Annotated in this window: 14 protein-coding genes and 1 pseudogene; 10 read left to right on the forward strand and 5 right to left on the reverse strand. The window is 70.4% G+C overall.

Translation table 11 applies throughout. The annotated features are described in order from the left end of the window. Positions 1-36: 36 nt before the first annotated feature. Entirely contained in the window at positions 37-900 is an 864-nt protein-coding gene (locus ACIQD6_RS06910) for a hypothetical protein (RefSeq protein ID WP_401879008.1), read from the reverse strand. A 110-nt stretch (positions 901-1,010) separates the two neighbouring features. Here ACIQD6_RS06910 and ACIQD6_RS06915 point away from each other — a divergent pair, with 110 nt between their 5' ends. Both ACIQD6_RS06915 and ACIQD6_RS06920 read left to right on the forward strand, forming a co-directional pair. Then, positions 1,011-2,030 carry a GlxA family transcriptional regulator gene (locus tag ACIQD6_RS06915; protein ID WP_401879009.1) on the forward strand — a complete coding sequence of 340 codons (1,020 nt, stop codon included), beginning with the start codon at positions 1,011-1,013 and terminating at the stop codon, positions 2,028-2,030. A gap of 106 nt (positions 2,031-2,136) precedes the next feature. After that, complete coding sequence (locus ACIQD6_RS06920) at positions 2,137-2,763, forward strand: DJ-1/PfpI family protein (protein WP_401879011.1); 627 nt, start codon at positions 2,137-2,139, stop codon at positions 2,761-2,763. A 52-nt stretch (positions 2,764-2,815) separates the two neighbouring features. Here ACIQD6_RS06920 and ACIQD6_RS06925 read toward each other — a convergent pair whose 3' ends face one another. Further along, positions 2,816-3,607, reverse strand: coding sequence for an enoyl-CoA hydratase/isomerase family protein (locus tag ACIQD6_RS06925; protein WP_401879013.1), 792 nt, complete (start codon positions 3,605-3,607; stop codon positions 2,816-2,818). Between the two features lie 324 nt (positions 3,608-3,931). Between ACIQD6_RS06925 and ACIQD6_RS06930 the strand changes: the two are divergent. Beyond that, positions 3,932-4,396 (forward strand): annotated as a pseudogene (locus ACIQD6_RS06930) (ATP-binding protein); the annotation flags it as partial. 94 nt (positions 4,397-4,490) lie between these two features. Here the strand turns inward: ACIQD6_RS06930 and idi are convergent. The 3 genes from idi to galE all read right to left on the reverse strand — a co-directional run bounded on the left by idi (position 4,491) and on the right by galE (position 7,408). Continuing rightward, positions 4,491-5,099 carry an isopentenyl-diphosphate Delta-isomerase gene (gene idi / locus ACIQD6_RS06935; RefSeq protein WP_401879015.1) on the reverse strand — a complete coding sequence of 203 codons (609 nt, stop codon included), beginning with the start codon at positions 5,097-5,099 and terminating at the stop codon, positions 4,491-4,493. 199 nt (positions 5,100-5,298) lie between these two features. Further along, positions 5,299-6,234, reverse strand: a complete 936-nt coding sequence (locus ACIQD6_RS06940; protein WP_401879016.1) for a cation diffusion facilitator family transporter — start codon at positions 6,232-6,234, stop codon at positions 5,299-5,301. A gap of 190 nt (positions 6,235-6,424) precedes the next feature. Beyond that, the gene (gene galE, locus ACIQD6_RS06945) at positions 6,425-7,408 is read right to left on the reverse strand and encodes a UDP-glucose 4-epimerase GalE (RefSeq protein WP_401879017.1); all 984 of its coding nucleotides are present in this window, start codon (positions 7,406-7,408) and stop codon (positions 6,425-6,427) included. Between the two features lie 292 nt (positions 7,409-7,700). Here galE and ACIQD6_RS06950 point away from each other — a divergent pair, with 292 nt between their 5' ends. The 7 genes from ACIQD6_RS06950 to ACIQD6_RS06980 all read left to right on the forward strand — a co-directional run bounded on the left by ACIQD6_RS06950 (position 7,701) and on the right by ACIQD6_RS06980 (position 14,862). Then, on the forward strand, positions 7,701-9,620 hold the full coding sequence (locus ACIQD6_RS06950) for a DUF5941 domain-containing protein (protein WP_401879557.1): 1,920 nt from the start codon (positions 7,701-7,703) through the stop codon (positions 9,618-9,620). Beyond that, positions 9,617-10,366 carry a sugar phosphate nucleotidyltransferase gene (locus tag ACIQD6_RS06955; RefSeq protein ID WP_401879020.1) on the forward strand — a complete coding sequence of 250 codons (750 nt, stop codon included), beginning with the start codon at positions 9,617-9,619 and terminating at the stop codon, positions 10,364-10,366. The genes ACIQD6_RS06950 and ACIQD6_RS06955 overlap by 4 nt, the downstream gene beginning before the upstream one ends. Continuing rightward, complete coding sequence (locus ACIQD6_RS06960; RefSeq protein ID WP_401879023.1) at positions 10,354-11,415, forward strand: iron-containing alcohol dehydrogenase family protein; 1,062 nt, start codon at positions 10,354-10,356, stop codon at positions 11,413-11,415. Before ACIQD6_RS06955 ends, ACIQD6_RS06960 begins: the two co-directional genes overlap by 13 nt. Then, complete coding sequence (locus ACIQD6_RS06965) at positions 11,393-12,178, forward strand: CDP-alcohol phosphatidyltransferase family protein (protein WP_401879026.1); 786 nt, start codon at positions 11,393-11,395, stop codon at positions 12,176-12,178. The genes ACIQD6_RS06960 and ACIQD6_RS06965 overlap by 23 nt, the downstream gene beginning before the upstream one ends. A 5-nt stretch (positions 12,179-12,183) precedes the next feature. Then, positions 12,184-13,056 carry a glycosyltransferase family 2 protein gene (locus tag ACIQD6_RS06970; RefSeq protein WP_401879560.1) on the forward strand — a complete coding sequence of 291 codons (873 nt, stop codon included), beginning with the start codon at positions 12,184-12,186 and terminating at the stop codon, positions 13,054-13,056. Between the two features lie 98 nt (positions 13,057-13,154). After that, complete coding sequence (locus ACIQD6_RS06975; protein WP_401879029.1) at positions 13,155-14,084, forward strand: ABC transporter permease; 930 nt, start codon at positions 13,155-13,157, stop codon at positions 14,082-14,084. Further along, positions 14,077-14,862 (forward strand): ABC transporter ATP-binding protein, encoded by a 786-nt coding sequence (locus ACIQD6_RS06980; RefSeq protein ID WP_401879031.1) that lies wholly within the window; start codon positions 14,077-14,079, stop codon positions 14,860-14,862. The genes ACIQD6_RS06975 and ACIQD6_RS06980 overlap by 8 nt, the downstream gene beginning before the upstream one ends. Positions 14,863-14,930: the final 68 nt, after the last annotated feature.

Consider the following 14,930-nt stretch of genomic DNA (forward strand, 5'->3'; position numbering starts at 1 on the left):
TCAGCAAGCGGTACCCGGTGCGTCGGGAACCCGGTGTCAGCGCTTGCCGATGAGGTCCGCCGGGAACGCCCCGCTCTCCCGCGCCGCCGCCGTGAAACCTCCGGCCAGTTCGGTGAGGCGGGCCACGCCGGCCTCACCCAGATGTTCGTACGGCGCCCGGTCCAGCCGGTCCGTCTCGTCCTCCAGGGCCTTGCGCAGCTCCGTTCCGGACGCGGTCAGCTCGCCCTCGGTGTCCAGCAGCCCGCGCCCACGCAGCCGCTCCCGGGCCGCCTCCCACTCCTCCGCTGTCCAGCCCCGGCTGGACAGGATCCACTTCGGCGACATGCCCCGGCCGCTCGCGGTGTGGCTGGCCAGTGCTTCCAGGGGGTCCAGCCGAACGCTCAGCAGGGCGGCCAGGTGGCCGTCACCGCGGTGCTCGCGCAGCAGTGTCGCGGCGTGCCAGAACGCCAGGTGCGGTGCCTCCGGCACCGGCAGGTCGGCGTTGGCGGCGTACAGCGGACGTGCCGGACGCTCGCACGCCTCGGTGGCACGCAGCGCCAGTTCCGCCGCCTCCGCCAGTTCCTTGGAGGCGATGGCCTCCTCGCCCAGCAGGCGCCGCAGCACCGAGTCGACCGCGCGCAGCCGTGTCTCCAGAGCGTCCTCCGGGGAGACGGTGTCCCACACCTGTGGGACATGGCGGGCCACGAGGTCGTGCTTGAAGTTGTAGAAGGTCGCGGTAACGGCACCCGCTCCGACCCGTCCCAGCGGCGCCGAGCGGGCGGCGAAGTAGACGGCGCTCCGGTCCTCCAGACCGGCGCGCGCGAACTCGCGTCCGAGGTCGGGGGAGAAGTAGAAGGTCGAGTGGATCGGGTTGACGACGGAGTAACAGTGTCGCGCGGCATGCTCGGGCAGAGTGGTCATGCCCGTACGTTACTGACTGGTCGGTACGCGCAACAGGGCGGGCCTGGTTGGCAGGAAAGGAGGGGTACTCGTCATTGCGGCCATCGACTCGGGCGCGAAGGATGGCTGTCATGACAGAGCGATCCGTGTTGGTTGTCCTCTTCGACGAAGTCCAGAGCCTTGATGTGACAGGCCCTGTGGAGGTGTTCGCGGGCGTCCGTCTCGACACCGGCGAGGACGCCTACCTGATCCGAACCGCCTCGCTCGACGGCGCTCCTGTACGGACCTCCAGCGGGCTCACGATCGTCCCCGACACGGCCCTCCCTGATGCCCCGGACCCGCACACACTGATCGTGCCCGGCGGCCAGGGCAGCCGCGGCCCCGACCCGCGGTTGATCGACTGGCTGCGTGAGCGGGCGCCGCGCGCCCGACGGCTGGTCTCGGTCTGCACCGGCGCCCTGCTGCTGGCCGAGGCCGGACTGCTGGACGGACGCCGCGCGACGACCCACTGGATCGCCACCGACCATCTGGCCAGGAACTATCCCGCCATCGACGTCGACCCGGACCCGATCTTCGTACGGGACGGACCGGTGTCCACCTCCGCCGGTGTCACCTCGGGCATCGATCTCGCGCTCGCCCTCGTCGAGGAGGACCTGGGCCGGGATGTGGCTCTCGACGTCGCCCGTCTTCTCGTGGTCTTCCTGCGACGCCCCGGAAACCAGGCCCAGTTCAGCGCACAGCTCGCCGCCCAGACCGCGCGGCGTGAACCGCTGCGCGAGGTGCAGAGCTGGATCAGCGAACACCCGGACGGCGATCTGTCGGTCGAGTCACTGGCCGTACGGGCCCGCCTCTCGCCGCGCCATTTCGCGCGGGCGTTCCGCGCGGAGACAGGCGCGACACCCGGCCGCTATGTCGAGCGCGTCCGGCTCGAACACGCCAGAAGGCTGCTGGAGGACAGCTTCGACGGGGTCGAGGAGATCTCGCGCGCCTGTGGCTACGGCACCCCGGAGGCCATGCGCCGCGCCTTCGTCAAGGTCCTCGGGACAGCACCCGCCGAATACCGTCGCCGCTTCCGCCCGGGGGAGCGCACCTCAACCGTCCCCCTCCCGCAGGCAGCCGCGGCGTACGCGGACCACGCCCCTCCACCGTGACCACCCCGCATCCCCGGCCGCGTCACGCCCCAGCTCGTGAGGCCTCCGCCCCACGCCCCACTACCGCACGTTGGAACCCGTATCCAGCCCACCGAAAGGCACGGCCATGCAGATCGCCATCCTCCTCTTCGACGGCTTCACCGCGCTCGACGCCGTCGGCCCCTACCACATGTTCTGCCGCCTCCCCGGAGCCGAAACCCACTTCGTCGCCGAGCGGACCGGTCCGTTCCCCGACGACTGCGGCAGCCTCTCGCTCGTTGCCGAGAAGACACTCGGTGAGGTCACCGCCCCGGACATCCTCGTGGTGCCCGGTGGCCCGGGACAGTCGGGACAGATGGGGAACGAGACGCTCCTCGACTGGCTGCGCGCGGTGGACGCCACCACCACCTGGACCACCTCCGTCTGCACCGGATCGCTGCTGCTCGCCGCCGCCGGGCTGCTCCGCGGCCGACGCGCGACCTCCCACTGGCTGGCCCTGGACGAGCTCCGGGCGTTCGGCGTCGAGTCGACCGGCGAACGTGTGGTCACCGACGGCAAGTACGTCACGGCCGCAGGCGTTTCCTCCGGCATCGACATGGGGCTGACCCTGGCCGGAGTGCTCGCGGGTGACCGGTTCGCCCAGACTGTGCAGCTGATGACCGAGTACGACCCGCAGCCGCCGTACGACGCCGGATCGCCGGACAAGGCGCCCGCGGACCTGGTCGAGGAGCTGCGCACGACGAGCCGTTTCTGAAGGGACGAGGCGTTTCCGAAGAGGGAACCGACCGGACAGCCCTTGGCGGAACCTAGGAGTCGACACCCCCGCCGAAGCGCGGCTCGCGGCGCTCCAGGAAGGCGGCGACCCCCTCCGCGGTGTCGCCGCTGCCGCGCGCCCGCTCCGTCCAGTACGCCTCCCGCTCCATCCCGTACGCCTCCCGCCCTATCTCGTACGCATCACGGTCGGTACCGCCCGAGACGAACTCCTTGGCCGCCGCCTGGGTCAGCTGCGAGCGGGACACCAGGACCCGCGCGAACTCCGCGACCCGCTTCCCCAACTCCCCGGCCGACAGCACCTCGTCGGCGAGCCCCGTCCGCAGCGCACGCTCCGCGTCGATCAACTCGGCCGAGAACAGCAGGTATTTGGCCGTCGCGGGCCCCACCAGCGAGGCCAGCCGCCGGGTGGACGACGCCGGGTAGACGATTCCGAGCCGCGCCGGAGTGATCCCGAACCAGGCACCCTCCTCGGCGAACCGCAGGTCGCAGGCGGCGGCCAACTGGCAGCCGCCGCCCACGCAGTAGCCGCGTACGGCCGCGAGCGTCGGCTTGGGGAAGGCGGCCAGCGCCTCCTCGGCCACCACCGCCAGAGCCCGCGCGTCCTCGCCCGGCTCCCGCAGCGAGGAGATGTCGGCGCCCGCGCAGAAGGTGTCGCCCTCGCCGGTCAGAACCAGCACGCGTACGGCGGGATCCTCGGCCAGCCGCCCGAGCAGCGGCGGCAGTTCACGCCACATCCGCGCCGTCATGGCATTGCGTTTCTCGGGATGGTGCATCACGACGGTCGCGATGCCGTCGGCGGCGGTGTGCAGCAGCTGTGGCTCCATGAGCCGGATGCTATCCCCGGCTGACGAGGGACCAGGAACGGGCGAACGAGAGCCTGGGAACGGGCGAACGAGGGGCCGGAAACGGGCGGCCCCATGCCGGGAACCGGCGCCTGATGGCTCAAGCACACGAGGACCGTCTCAAACGTTCCCGAACCGCCAGGAGAAGATCAGCGGCGACCGTGCCAGGGATGTGATCGCTCGGACGCGGTCGAACTCCACCAATAACGGTTGACTTCTGTTCAACTGCCCGGAGCCGGCCAGCCGTTCCCAACACTCGACAGCCGATGGACCACACCGGTCGACCGAGAGGATGGGTGCTGCGGGATGGAGAGCCTCGGGAGTGTTCCGGCCGGGCCGACTCGGCCGGCCCGGCCGCTGTCGTACGAGGGGGTCTGGCGGTTCACCGCTCCCGCCGTCGATGTCTCCGTGCCGCGGACCAGGCACGCCGTACGCGATCTGCTGAGACGACGACGGGTGCCGGCCGGGGACGGCATCGTCCAGGGACTGCTGCTGATCGTCTCCGAACTGGTCACCAACGCCGTACAGCACGCCGCCCTGCTCTCGCCGGAGATCGGCGTCGAGGTCGCCGTCGGCGCGGGGTGGATCCGGGTGTCGGTCGAGGACAGCCATCCCTACCGGCCCACGGCGCTGGAGATGGACCATGCCCGGACGGACGGGCGCGGGCTGCTGCTGGTCCGGGAGATCACTCGCGAAGCCGGCGGCGGATTCGATGTCGAGCACACCGCCGCCGGCGGGAAGGTCGTCTGGGCGGTGCTGCCCTTCGGGCCTCCACTCGTCCCTGCGCCCCCGCCTCGGGAGGAACTCTCCTCGCCCGGTCCTGAGCTCGCCCGGGAACCTGCCCGGGGGCCCGCCCGGGAGAGCGTCACCAGCCCAGAGCAGGCCCTGTGAGCTCTCTGATCGCCGGGCGCGCGGTGTCCAGGACGGTCATGAACCATGCCGAGAACGTGGCCTCGGCGTGCAGCTCGGCCAGTTCCGCCTGGGTGACGAACGCCGTCTCGTCGATCTCTTCCGGGTCGGGCCGCAGCGCCGACTGCGCCAGCCCGACGAAGAGGTGGTTGTACTCCTGCTCGACCAGCCCAGACTCGGGGTCCGGGTGGTTGTAGCGCACCGTGCCCGCCTGGGCGAGCAGCGAGGGAGAGATGCCCAGCTCCTCGTACGTACGGCGGGCCGCCGCGGCGAAGGGCGCCTCCCCGGGGTACGGGTGCCCGCAGCAGGTGTTCGACCAGACGCCGGGGGAGTGGTACTTGCTCAGCGCACGGCGCTGGAGCAGCAGCCGCCCCTGCTCGTCGAAGAGGAAGACGGAGAACGCCCGGTGCAGCTGGCCGGGTGGCTGATGAGCCGCGAGCTTCTCGGCGGTGCCGATGGTCTTGCCGTTCTCGTCGACCAGCTCCAGCATGATCTCCTCCTGTGCGCCGCGCGACTGCGCGCCGTTCGACGAGCTGTTCGCCGTAGTGCCTGGTGTGGTCGGCATAACCATCCTTCGCTTCGGGCCTCGGCGCCCAAGTCTGCCGTACAAGACCCCCGCGTCCGCACTCCGGGCGTGTGGGCATGTCCGTTCCCCTCGCCGCCCGGCGGTGTAGGTGACGGTGGGACAGCGGGCGCGGCCGAGCGGCGCTGACCAGGCACGCTCCCGTGCCTGGTCAGCTGACCAGGCACGGGAGCAACAGGAGTCAGTGGCAGAGCTTCGCCTCGTGCTCCGCGTGGCCGCTGGGCTCCAGCTGGAACGTGCAGTGTTCGACATCGAAATGGTGGCCGAGGCATCCCTGCAGGTCATGGAGCATCTTTTCGTGCCCCACCGTGTCCAGCGCGTCCTGGTCCACGACCACATGTGCCGAGAGCACGGGCATACCCGAGGTGATCGTCCAGGCGTGGAGGTCATGTACGTCGGCCACACCGGGCAGGGCGAGCATGTGCGCCCGGACCTCGCCCATGTCCACATCCTTGGGGGCCGACTCCAGCAGGACGTTCAGCGTCTCGCGCAGCAGCTTGACCGTACGTGGAACGATCATGAGGCCGATCAGCAGGCCCGCGATCGGGTCGGCCGCCTGCCAGCCCGTGGCCAGGATGATCCCGGCCGAGACCAGCACCGCGAGCGAGCCGAGCGTGTCCGCCAGCACCTCCAGATACGCCCCGCGCACGTTGAGGCTGTCCTTCTGACCCTGTACGAGCAGAGAGAGGGAGACCAGATTGGCGAACATGCCGATGAGGGCGAAGACGATCGTCAGCCCGCTCTTGGTCTCGGGCGGGACGATGAAGCGCTCGATCGCCTCGTACAGCAGGAAGCCGCCGACGCCGAGCAGCAGCACACAGTTGGCCAGCGCGGCGAGGATCTCGGCGCGCGCGAAGCCGAAGGTGCGGTTCTCGGTCGCGGGACGGGCGGCGAAGTGGATCGCCAGCAGGGCCATCCCGAGCCCCACCGCGTCCGTCGCCATGTGGGCCGCGTCTGCGATCAGGGCGAGGGAGTCGGCGGCGATACCGCCGATGATCTCCACCACCATCACGGACAGCGTGATCAACAGTGCGATCCGCAGTCGGCCCCGATGGGCGGCGGTGGCGGTACCCGCCGGTGGTCCGTGCGTATGTCCGTGGTTGTGCCCTGCCCCCATGAAGAAGCCTCCTGGCTGTCCGGAAGATCTGCCGACCACGCCAGTGAACTACGGGTGGGGGGTATAGGCAACACGGCACTGAACACCGTTGTCATGTGCTCTGACCTGCGGAAATGTCAGCGTGTCGGGAGTGCGCGTCCGGAGGAGGACGGGAGCGCAGGTCAGAGCGCACATCGGAGTGTCGATCAGGTCATCGGACCGGCGCCGCCGGGTGGCGCAGCCGCCAGCCCTCCCAGGCGGACTCGACCATCTCACGCACTCCGCGCGTCGCCGTCCAGCCCAGCTCCCCGGCGATCAGCTCCACCGAGGCCACGGCCCTCGCGGCGTCGCCGGGACGGCGCGCCTCCACCACCGGCTCCGTACGGTCGCCGGTGACGTCCGCCACCAGATCGGCCAGCTCGCGTACCGAGACGCCCTCGCCGCGGCCGATATTGACCGTGAGATCCCCGCCGGCCCCCGGGGCGGCCAGCCGCCGGGCGGCGGCGAGATGAGCGTCGGCGAGATCCGCGACGTGGATGTAGTCGCGGATGCAGGTGCCGTCCGGCGTCGGATAGTCGGCGCCGAAGATCCGGGGCGCCTCACCCCGGCTGATCCGGTCGAAGAACATCGGGATGATGTTGAACACCCCGATGTCGGACAGCTCGGGCTCCGCCGCGCCCGCCACATTGAAGTAGCGCAGGCAGCCGGTGGCGATCGAGTGCGCCCGCCCGGTCGCCCGTACCAGCCATTCGCCCGCCAGCTTGGTCTCGCCGTACGGATTGATCGGTACGGCCGGGGTGTGCTCCGTGATCAACTCCACATCCGGCACCCCGTAGACGGCGGCGGAGGAGGAGAAGAGGAAGCGCCCGACTCCCGCGGCGACGACGGCCTCCAGGAGCACGGTCAGCCCGTGCACGTTCTCCCGGTAGTACGTGAGCGGCTGCTCGACGGACTGACCGACCTGCTTCTTCCCCGCGAGGTGCACCACACCGGTGACGCCGTGCCCGGTGAGCGTACGGTCGACCAGCTCCCGGTCCAGCAGGGAGCCCCGTATCAGCGGGATGCCGGCGGGCAGCCGTTCGGCGACGCCGGTCGACAGGTCGTCGAGGACGACGACCCGCTCACCGGCCGCGGTCATGGACCGCGCCACGTGTGCCCCGATATAACCCGCACCGCCTGTGATCAGCCATGTCATCCCGCCACCTTAGGTCCTGCTTCCCGGAGCGCCGCAGGCCCGTGACGCCCGGCCCGGCACCCGGCGGACCCCGAGCGGGTGTCCGAGGTCCGTGGTTTGTGGGGCGGGGCACCGATCGACAATGATGATCTCCGCATGGGCTCCCGCGGCCCGGACCATTGCGTCCGCGCCGTAAACGGTCGGTGAACTCGGCCTTCCAATCATCCGATAGCCTCTGCCGACGTGCCGCCGCCCGGACCCCGGGTCAAGTCGCCGCGCACCCAGCCCTGTCAGCGCCAAGGAGTGAGTTCGTCTGTCGACCGCCATCCTCACCGGTCCCCCGGTACCCGGATCGCCGCTCGACGGCCATCTGCGGTCGCTGGGTTTTGACGTACGTACCGCGCCGGACGCGGACGAGGCCCGGAGCCTGCTCGCCTCGGCCCCGGCGGCCGAGCGCGTCGCCCTGGTCGACTCGCGCTTCGTCGGCCACGTCCACGCCCTGCGCCTCGCCCTGACCGACCCGCGCTTCCCGGCCGCCGCCGTGCCCGGCGCGCTCACCGCCCAGCCGGAGGCCCGCGCCGCCCTGCTGCGCGCCCTGACGGCCGTGACGGACGACGGCGCCCGGACACCGTCCGATGACGGCACCCGGACACCGGCCGACACCGAACACGAACCCGGACACGAATCCGACCGGGCCTCCGCCACCGCCGTGGCTCCGTGCGAGCCGCTCGCCGACCGGGTCGCCACCGCGCTCGACACCGAGGGCACCGGCGTCACCCGGCCCGAGCTGGGCTCGCTCGTCGCCGCCGTACCGGCCGACGCGTCCGCCCGGGAACAGGCCGAGGCCGCCGTCGCCGCAGTGGACGACGAAGCCGTACGGCTGCGCTCCGCCGTGAAGGCCCGCGACGGCTTCTTCACCACCTACTGCATCAGCCCGTACTCCCGCTATCTCGCCCGCTGGTGCGCCCGGCGCGGGCTGACCCCCAACCAGGTCACCACCGCGTCGCTGGTCACCGCCCTGATAGCGGCGGCCTGCGCGGCCACCGGCACCCGCGGCGGATATGTCGCCGCCGGCCTGCTGCTGCTCTTCTCGTTCGTCCTGGACTGCACCGACGGGCAGCTCGCCCGCTACTCGCTCCAGTACTCCACGATGGGCGCCTGGCTGGACGCCACCTTCGACCGGGCCAAGGAGTACGCCTACTACGCGGGCCTCGCGCTCGGCGCCGCCCGGGGCGGTGACGACGTATGGGCACTGGCACTCGGCGCGATGGTCCTCCAGACCTGCCGCCACGTCGTCGACTTCTCCTTCAACGAGGCCAACGTCGACGCCACCGCGGCGAACGCCGCGGGCAAGGCAGTCGTCGGCACTCCCACCGCCGCGCTCTCCAGCCGGCTCGACAGCGTCGGCTGGACCGTCTGGGTCCGCCGCATGATCGTGCTGCCGATCGGTGAGCGCTGGGCGATGATCGCCGTGCTGACCGCCGTGACCACCCCCCGGATCGTCTTCTACGCGCTGCTCGTCGGCTGTGCCTTCGCCGCCTGCTACACCACCGCGGGCCGCGTCCTGCGCTCGGTGACCCGCAAGGCCACCCGTACCGGACGGGCCGCCCAGGCCCTGGCCGACCTCGCCGACTCGGGACCGCTCGCCGAGGGCGTCGCCGCGCTGCTGCGCCGCCCGGCCCGTCGGCTCCCCGGCCTCCTGCCGTTCCTGATCGCGTTCGCCGGCGGCGCCGCGGTCGTCGCCACGGCGGCCTTCGCTCCCATCGACGGGCCCTGGCCCGTCGTCGCGGCCCTGGGCTACGTCCTGACCTCGGGTCTCGCCGTCGCCCGCCCGCTGGGCGGCGCGCTCGACTGGCTCGTACCACCGGTGTTCAGGGCGGCCGAATACGGTACCTTCCTGGTGCTCGCCGCCCGCTCCGAGGTGAACGGAGCCCTGCCAGCGGCTTTCGGGCTGGTGGCGGCCGTCGCCTACCATCACTACGACACGGTCTACCGCATTCGCGGCGGCACCGGTGCGCCGCCCCGCTGGCTCGTCCGGACGATCGGCGGCCACGAGGGCCGCACGCTGGTGGTGACCGCACTCGCCGCCGTCCTCGTGACGCGCGGCAGCGACTTCCCCCTGGCTCTCACGGTGCTCGCGGCTGCCGTCGCGCTGGTCGTGCTCATGGAATCCATCCGGTTCTGGGTGTCCTCCGGAGCCCCCGCCGTACACGACGAAGGAGAACCCGCATGATCGGCCTCGTACTGGCCGCCGGTGCCGGACGGCGTCTGCGCCCCTACACCGACACCCTCCCGAAGGCGCTCGTGCCCGTGGACCCGGCGGGCGAGGGGACCACCACGGTCCTCGACCTGACGCTGGGCAACTTCGCCGAGGTCGGCCTGACCGAGGCCGCGATCGTCGTCGGCTACCGCAAGGAGGCCGTGTACGAGCGCAAGGCCGCCTTGGAGAAGACGTACGGCCTCAAGCTCACCCTGGTCGACAACGACAAGGCCGAGGAGTGGAACAACGCCTACTCCCTCTGGTGCGCGCGTGACATCCTCAGCCAGGGCGTGATCCTCGCCAACGGGGACACCGTGCACCCGGTCTCCGTCGAGAAGACCCTGCTCGCCGCCCGGGGCGAGGACCGGAAGATCATCCTCGCCCTCGACACGGTCAAGCAGCTGGCCGACGAGGAGATGAAGGTCATCACGGAGGGCGCCCGGGGCGTCCGCCGGATCACCAAGCTGATGGACCCGGCCACCGCCACCGGTGAGTACATCGGGGTCACCCTGATCGAGGCCGGGGCCGCCGCGGACCTCGCCGACGCGCTGAAGACCACCTTCGAACGGGACCCCGACCTCTACTACGAGGACGGCTACCAGGAGCTGGTGAACCGAGGCTTCACCCTCGACGTGGCCCCCATCGGCGACATCCCCTGGGTGGAGATCGACAACCACGCCGACCTCGCGAAGGGCCGTGAGATCGCGTGCCAGTACTGACCCGGCTCATCCCGTCGCCGGTCGTCGTGGACATCAGCAGCGGCGCCCTGGACGATCTCGCCGGCCTCCTGGCCGACCAGCGGATCTCCAGCGCGGGCCAGCTCGCCGTGGCCATAAGCGGCGGCTCCGGACAGATGCTGCGCGAGCGGCTCGCGCCGGACCTGCCGGGTGCGGACTGGTTCTCCGTCGCGGACGGCACGATCGACTCCGCGGTCAAGCTGGCGGACGGCATCAAGGGCAAGCGGTACGACGCCGTGGTCGGCCTCGGCGGCGGCAAGATCATCGACGTGACGAAGTACGCGGCGGCCCGGGTGGGCCTGCCGATGGTGGCCGTCGCCACCAACCTCTCGCACGACGGCCTGTGTTCACCGGTCGCGACACTCGACAACGACAACGGCCGCGGCTCGTACGGCGTCCCCACCCCCATCGCCGTCGTCATCGACCTCGATGTGATCAGGGACGCGCCGGCCCGCTTCGTCCGGTCCGGCATCGGCGACGCCGTATCGAACCTCTCGGCCATCGCGGACTGGGAGCTGTCGCACCGGATCAACGGCGAGCAGATGGACGGACTGGCCGCCGCCATGGCCCGTACCGCCGGCGAAGCCGTGCTGCGCCACCCCGGCGGGGTCGCCGACGACGAGTTCCTGACCGTCCTGGCGGAGGCGCTGGTGCTCACCGGTATCGCCATGTCGATCAGCGGGGACACCCGGCCCTCGTCCGGCGCCTGCCACGAGATCAGCCACGCCTTCGACCTGCTCCACCCCAAGCGAGCCGCGCTCCACGGCGAGCAGGTCGGCCTCGGCGCCGCCTTCGCCATGCATCTGCGCGGCGCCCACGACGAATCACGGCTGTTCGCGGAGGTCCTGCGCCGGCACGGGCTGCCCGTGCTGCCCGAGGAGATCGGCTTCTCCGTCGACGAGTTCGTACAGGCTGTCGCCTACGCGCCGCAGACCCGACCCGGCCGCTTCACCATTCTTGAGCACCTAGACCTGTCCACCGACCAGATCAGGGACGCGTACTCCGAATATGCCACGACCATCAGTAGCTGAACTCCGACCGGTTGTTCACCCGGAGGGAGTGAAGGACCGGCGCAGCGGAGAGCACTGGGCCGGGCGACTGTACATGCGGGAAATCTCGCTGCACATCGACCCGTACCTGGTGAACACCAAGATCACGCCGAACCAGCTCACCTACCTCATGGTGGTCGTGGGTGTCATCGGCGGTGCCACACTGCTCGTGCCCGGACTCACCGGCGCGATCCTCACGGTGGTGCTCTTCCAGATCTACCTGCTGCTCGACTGTGTCGACGGCGAGGTGGCCCGCTGGCGCAAGCAGACCTCCATCACCGGTGTCTATCTCGACCGGGTCGGCCACTACCTGTGCGAGGCCGCCCTCCTGATCGGCTTCGGCGTGCGCGGCGCGGACGTCTTCCACCAGAACGGCACGTCCACGAACTGGCTGTGGGCCTTCCTCGGCACGCTCGCGGCGCTCGGCGCCATCCTGATCAAGGCCGAGACCGACCTGGTCGACGTGGCCAGGGCGCGGAGCGGACTGCCGGCCGTCAAGGACGAGGCGTCCGCGCCCCGCTCCTCCGGCCTGGCCCTGGCCCGCCGGGCCGCCGCCGCGCTCAAGTTCCACCGGCTCGTCGGCGGTATCGAGGCCAGTCTCTTCATCCTCGTGGCCGCGATCGCGGACACGGTTCAGGGCGATCTGTTCTTCAGCCGCCTCGGTATCGCGATCCTCGCCGGTATCGCCGTCCTCCAGACCCTGCTGCACCTGGTCTCCATCCTGGCGTCCAGCAGGCTGAAGTGAGCGAGGTGCGGCTCGGTGCGGTGATCATCACGATGGGTGACCGCCCCGGCGATCTGCGCCTCCTGCTCGACTCGGTCGCCCAGCAGGAGGGCGACCCGATCGATGTCGTCGTGGTGGGGAACGGTGCCCCGGTGGGCGCCGTTCCCCCCGGGGTACGGACGGTCGAACTGCCCGAGAACCTCGGCATCCCCGGCGGGCGCAACGAGGGCATCGAGGCCTTCGGCCCCGCCGGCTCGGACGTGGACGTCCTGCTCTTCCTGGACGACGACGGTTCGCTGCCGAACACGGACACCGCCGAGCTGATCCGCGAGGCCTTCTCGGCCGACCCCGCACTCGGGATCGTCAGCTTCCGGATCACCGACCCGGAGACCGGACTCACCCAGCGACGGCATGTCCCGAGGCTGCGCGCCTCGGACCCCATGCGGTCGTCCCGCGTGACGACCTTCCTCGGCGGCGCCAATGCCGTACGGACGAAAGTCCTGGCGCAGGTCGGCCCCCTGCCGGGCGACTTCTTCTACGCCCACGAGGAGACCGACCTGGCCTGGCGCGCCCTGGACGCCGGCTGGATGATCGACTACCGCGCCGACATGGTGCTCAACCACCCGACGATGCCCCCGTCCCGGCACGCGGTCTACCACCGCATGGTGGCCCGTAACCGGGTCTGGCTGGCCCGCCGTAATCTCCCCGCGCCCTTCGTCCCGCTCTATCTCGGGGTGTGGCTGCTGCTCACCCTGGTCCGGCGCCCCTCCGCGCCCGCGCTCAAGGCGTGGCTCGGCGGGTTCCGGGAAGGCTGGGCGACCCCCTGTGGTCCCCGTCACCCCATGAAGTGGCGTACGGTATGGCGGCTGACCCGGCTGGGCCGACCGCCTGTCATCTGACAAGCTCGGTTCTGAGAGCATCGGGCGTACTCCCGGGGCCGGGCCGTCCACGCCTGCGCCCGACCGGCTGCGCATCTTGAACACGAAAGTTTCAACTTGTGAGTGACACAACCCATGAGGGTGCGATCGCTGTGAGCACCCCCCCGTCGCCCGACGACGGTCTGCCGACGGCCGACCTCGCCGCCAAGTACGGCCTGTCGGTGAGCGGAGCCCGGCCAGGGCTGCGCGACTACGTCCGACAGCTGTGGGGCCGTCGGCACTTCATCCTGGCCTTCTCCCAGGCGAAGCTCACGGCCCAGTACAGCCAGGCGAAGCTGGGCCAGCTCTGGCAGGTGGCGACTCCGCTGCTGAACGCGGCTGTCTACTACCTGATCTTCGGGCTGATCCTCCAGACCAAGCGGGGCATCCCCCAGGAGGTCTTCGTCCCGTTCCTGGTCACCGGAGTCTTCGTCTTCACCTTCACCCAGAGCTCGGTGATGGCCGGTGTCCGCGCCATCTCCGGCAACTTGGGGCTGGTGCGCGCCCTGCACTTCCCCCGGGCCTCGCTGCCGATCTCCTTCTCCCTCCAGCAGCTCCAGCAACTCCTGTACTCCATGGTCGTGCTGGTCAGCGTGGCGGTCATCTTCGGCAGTTATCCGACCTTGAGCTGGCTGCTGGTGCTGCCCGCCCTGGCGCTCCAGTTCCTGTTCAACACCGGTCTGGCGCTGATCATGGCGCGGCTGGGCAGCAAGACCCCCGACCTCGCCCAGCTGATGCCGTTCGTGATGCGTACCTGGATGTACGCCTCGGGCGTGATGTTCTCCATCCCGCTGATGCTCAAGGACAAGCCGGCCTGGATCTCCGACGTGCTCCAGTACAACCCGGCCGCGATCTACATGGACCTGGTCCGGTTCGCGCTGATCGACGGCTACGGCTCGGAGAACCTGCCCGCGCACGTCTGGCTCGTCGCGCTGGCGTGGGCCGTGCTCGTGGCCGCCGTCGGATTCGTGTACTTCTGGAAGGCTGAGGAGCGGTACGGCCGTGGCTGAGGACAAGAATCAGGGACGCATCCCCACGGTCATCGCCGACGACGTGCACATCGTGTACCGCGTCAACGGCGGTGGCGGTGGCAGGGGCAGCGCCACCGCGGCGCTGAGCCGCATACTCCGGCGCGACAAGGGGGAGTCGCGGGGCGTCCGCAAGGTCCACGCGGTACGGGGCGTGACCTTCACCGCGTACCGCGGCGAGGCGATCGGCCTGATCGGCACCAACGGTTCCGGCAAGTCGACGCTGCTGCGCGCCATCGCGGGTCTGCTGCCCGCGGAGAGCGGCAAGGTCTTCACCGACGGCCAGCCCTCGTTGCTGGGCGTCAACGCCGCGTTGATGAACGACCTGACCGGCGAACGCAATGTCATCCTCGGTGGCCTGGCCATGGGTATGACGCGCGAGCAGATCCGCGAGCGTTACCAGTCGATCGTCGACTTCTCCGGCATCAACGAGAAGGGCGACTTCATCACGCTGCCGATGCGGACCTACTCCTCCGGTATGGCCGCCAGGCTCCGGTTCTCCATCGCCGCGGCCAAGGACCACGACGTCCTGATGATCGACGAGGCACTGGCCACCGGCGACCGCAAGTTCCAGATCCGCTCGGAGCAGCGGATCCGTGAACTGCGCAAGGAGGCAGGCACGGTCTTCCTGGTCAGCCACAGCAACAAGTCGATCAGGGACACCTGTGACCGGGTGCTGTGGCTGGAGAAGGGCGAACTGCTGATGGACGGCCCGACCGACGAGGTCATCAAGGCGTACGAGAAGGAGACCGGCAAGTAGGACCGGCCGAGGCCCCCGCCGGAACGATCCGGCGGGGGTCTTGCCGTCGGAGCAGCCCGGTGACCCGG

Source organism: Streptomyces sp. NPDC088400 (genome assembly GCF_044753355.1).
Lineage (GTDB): Bacteria > Actinomycetota > Actinomycetes > Streptomycetales > Streptomycetaceae > Streptomyces.

Coding starts and splice junctions, on each gene's coding strand:
- ACIQD6_RS06910 (WP_401879008.1), bottom strand. CDS start 900: ATGACCACTCTGCCCGAGCATGCCGCGCGACACTGTTACTCCGTCGTC.
- ACIQD6_RS06915 (WP_401879009.1), top strand. CDS start 1,011: ATGACAGAGCGATCCGTGTTGGTTGTCCTCTTCGACGAAGTCCAGAGC.
- ACIQD6_RS06920 (WP_401879011.1), top strand. CDS start 2,137: ATGCAGATCGCCATCCTCCTCTTCGACGGCTTCACCGCGCTCGACGCC.
- ACIQD6_RS06925 (WP_401879013.1), bottom strand. CDS start 3,607: ATGGAGCCACAGCTGCTGCACACCGCCGCCGACGGCATCGCGACCGTC.
- idi (WP_401879015.1), bottom strand. CDS start 5,099: ATGCCGACCACACCAGGCACTACGGCGAACAGCTCGTCGAACGGCGCG.
- ACIQD6_RS06940 (WP_401879016.1), bottom strand. CDS start 6,234: ATGGGGGCAGGGCACAACCACGGACATACGCACGGACCACCGGCGGGT.
- galE (WP_401879017.1), bottom strand. CDS start 7,408: ATGACATGGCTGATCACAGGCGGTGCGGGTTATATCGGGGCACACGTG.
- ACIQD6_RS06955 (WP_401879020.1), top strand. CDS start 9,617: ATGATCGGCCTCGTACTGGCCGCCGGTGCCGGACGGCGTCTGCGCCCC.
- ACIQD6_RS06965 (WP_401879026.1), top strand. CDS start 11,393: ATGCCACGACCATCAGTAGCTGAACTCCGACCGGTTGTTCACCCGGAG.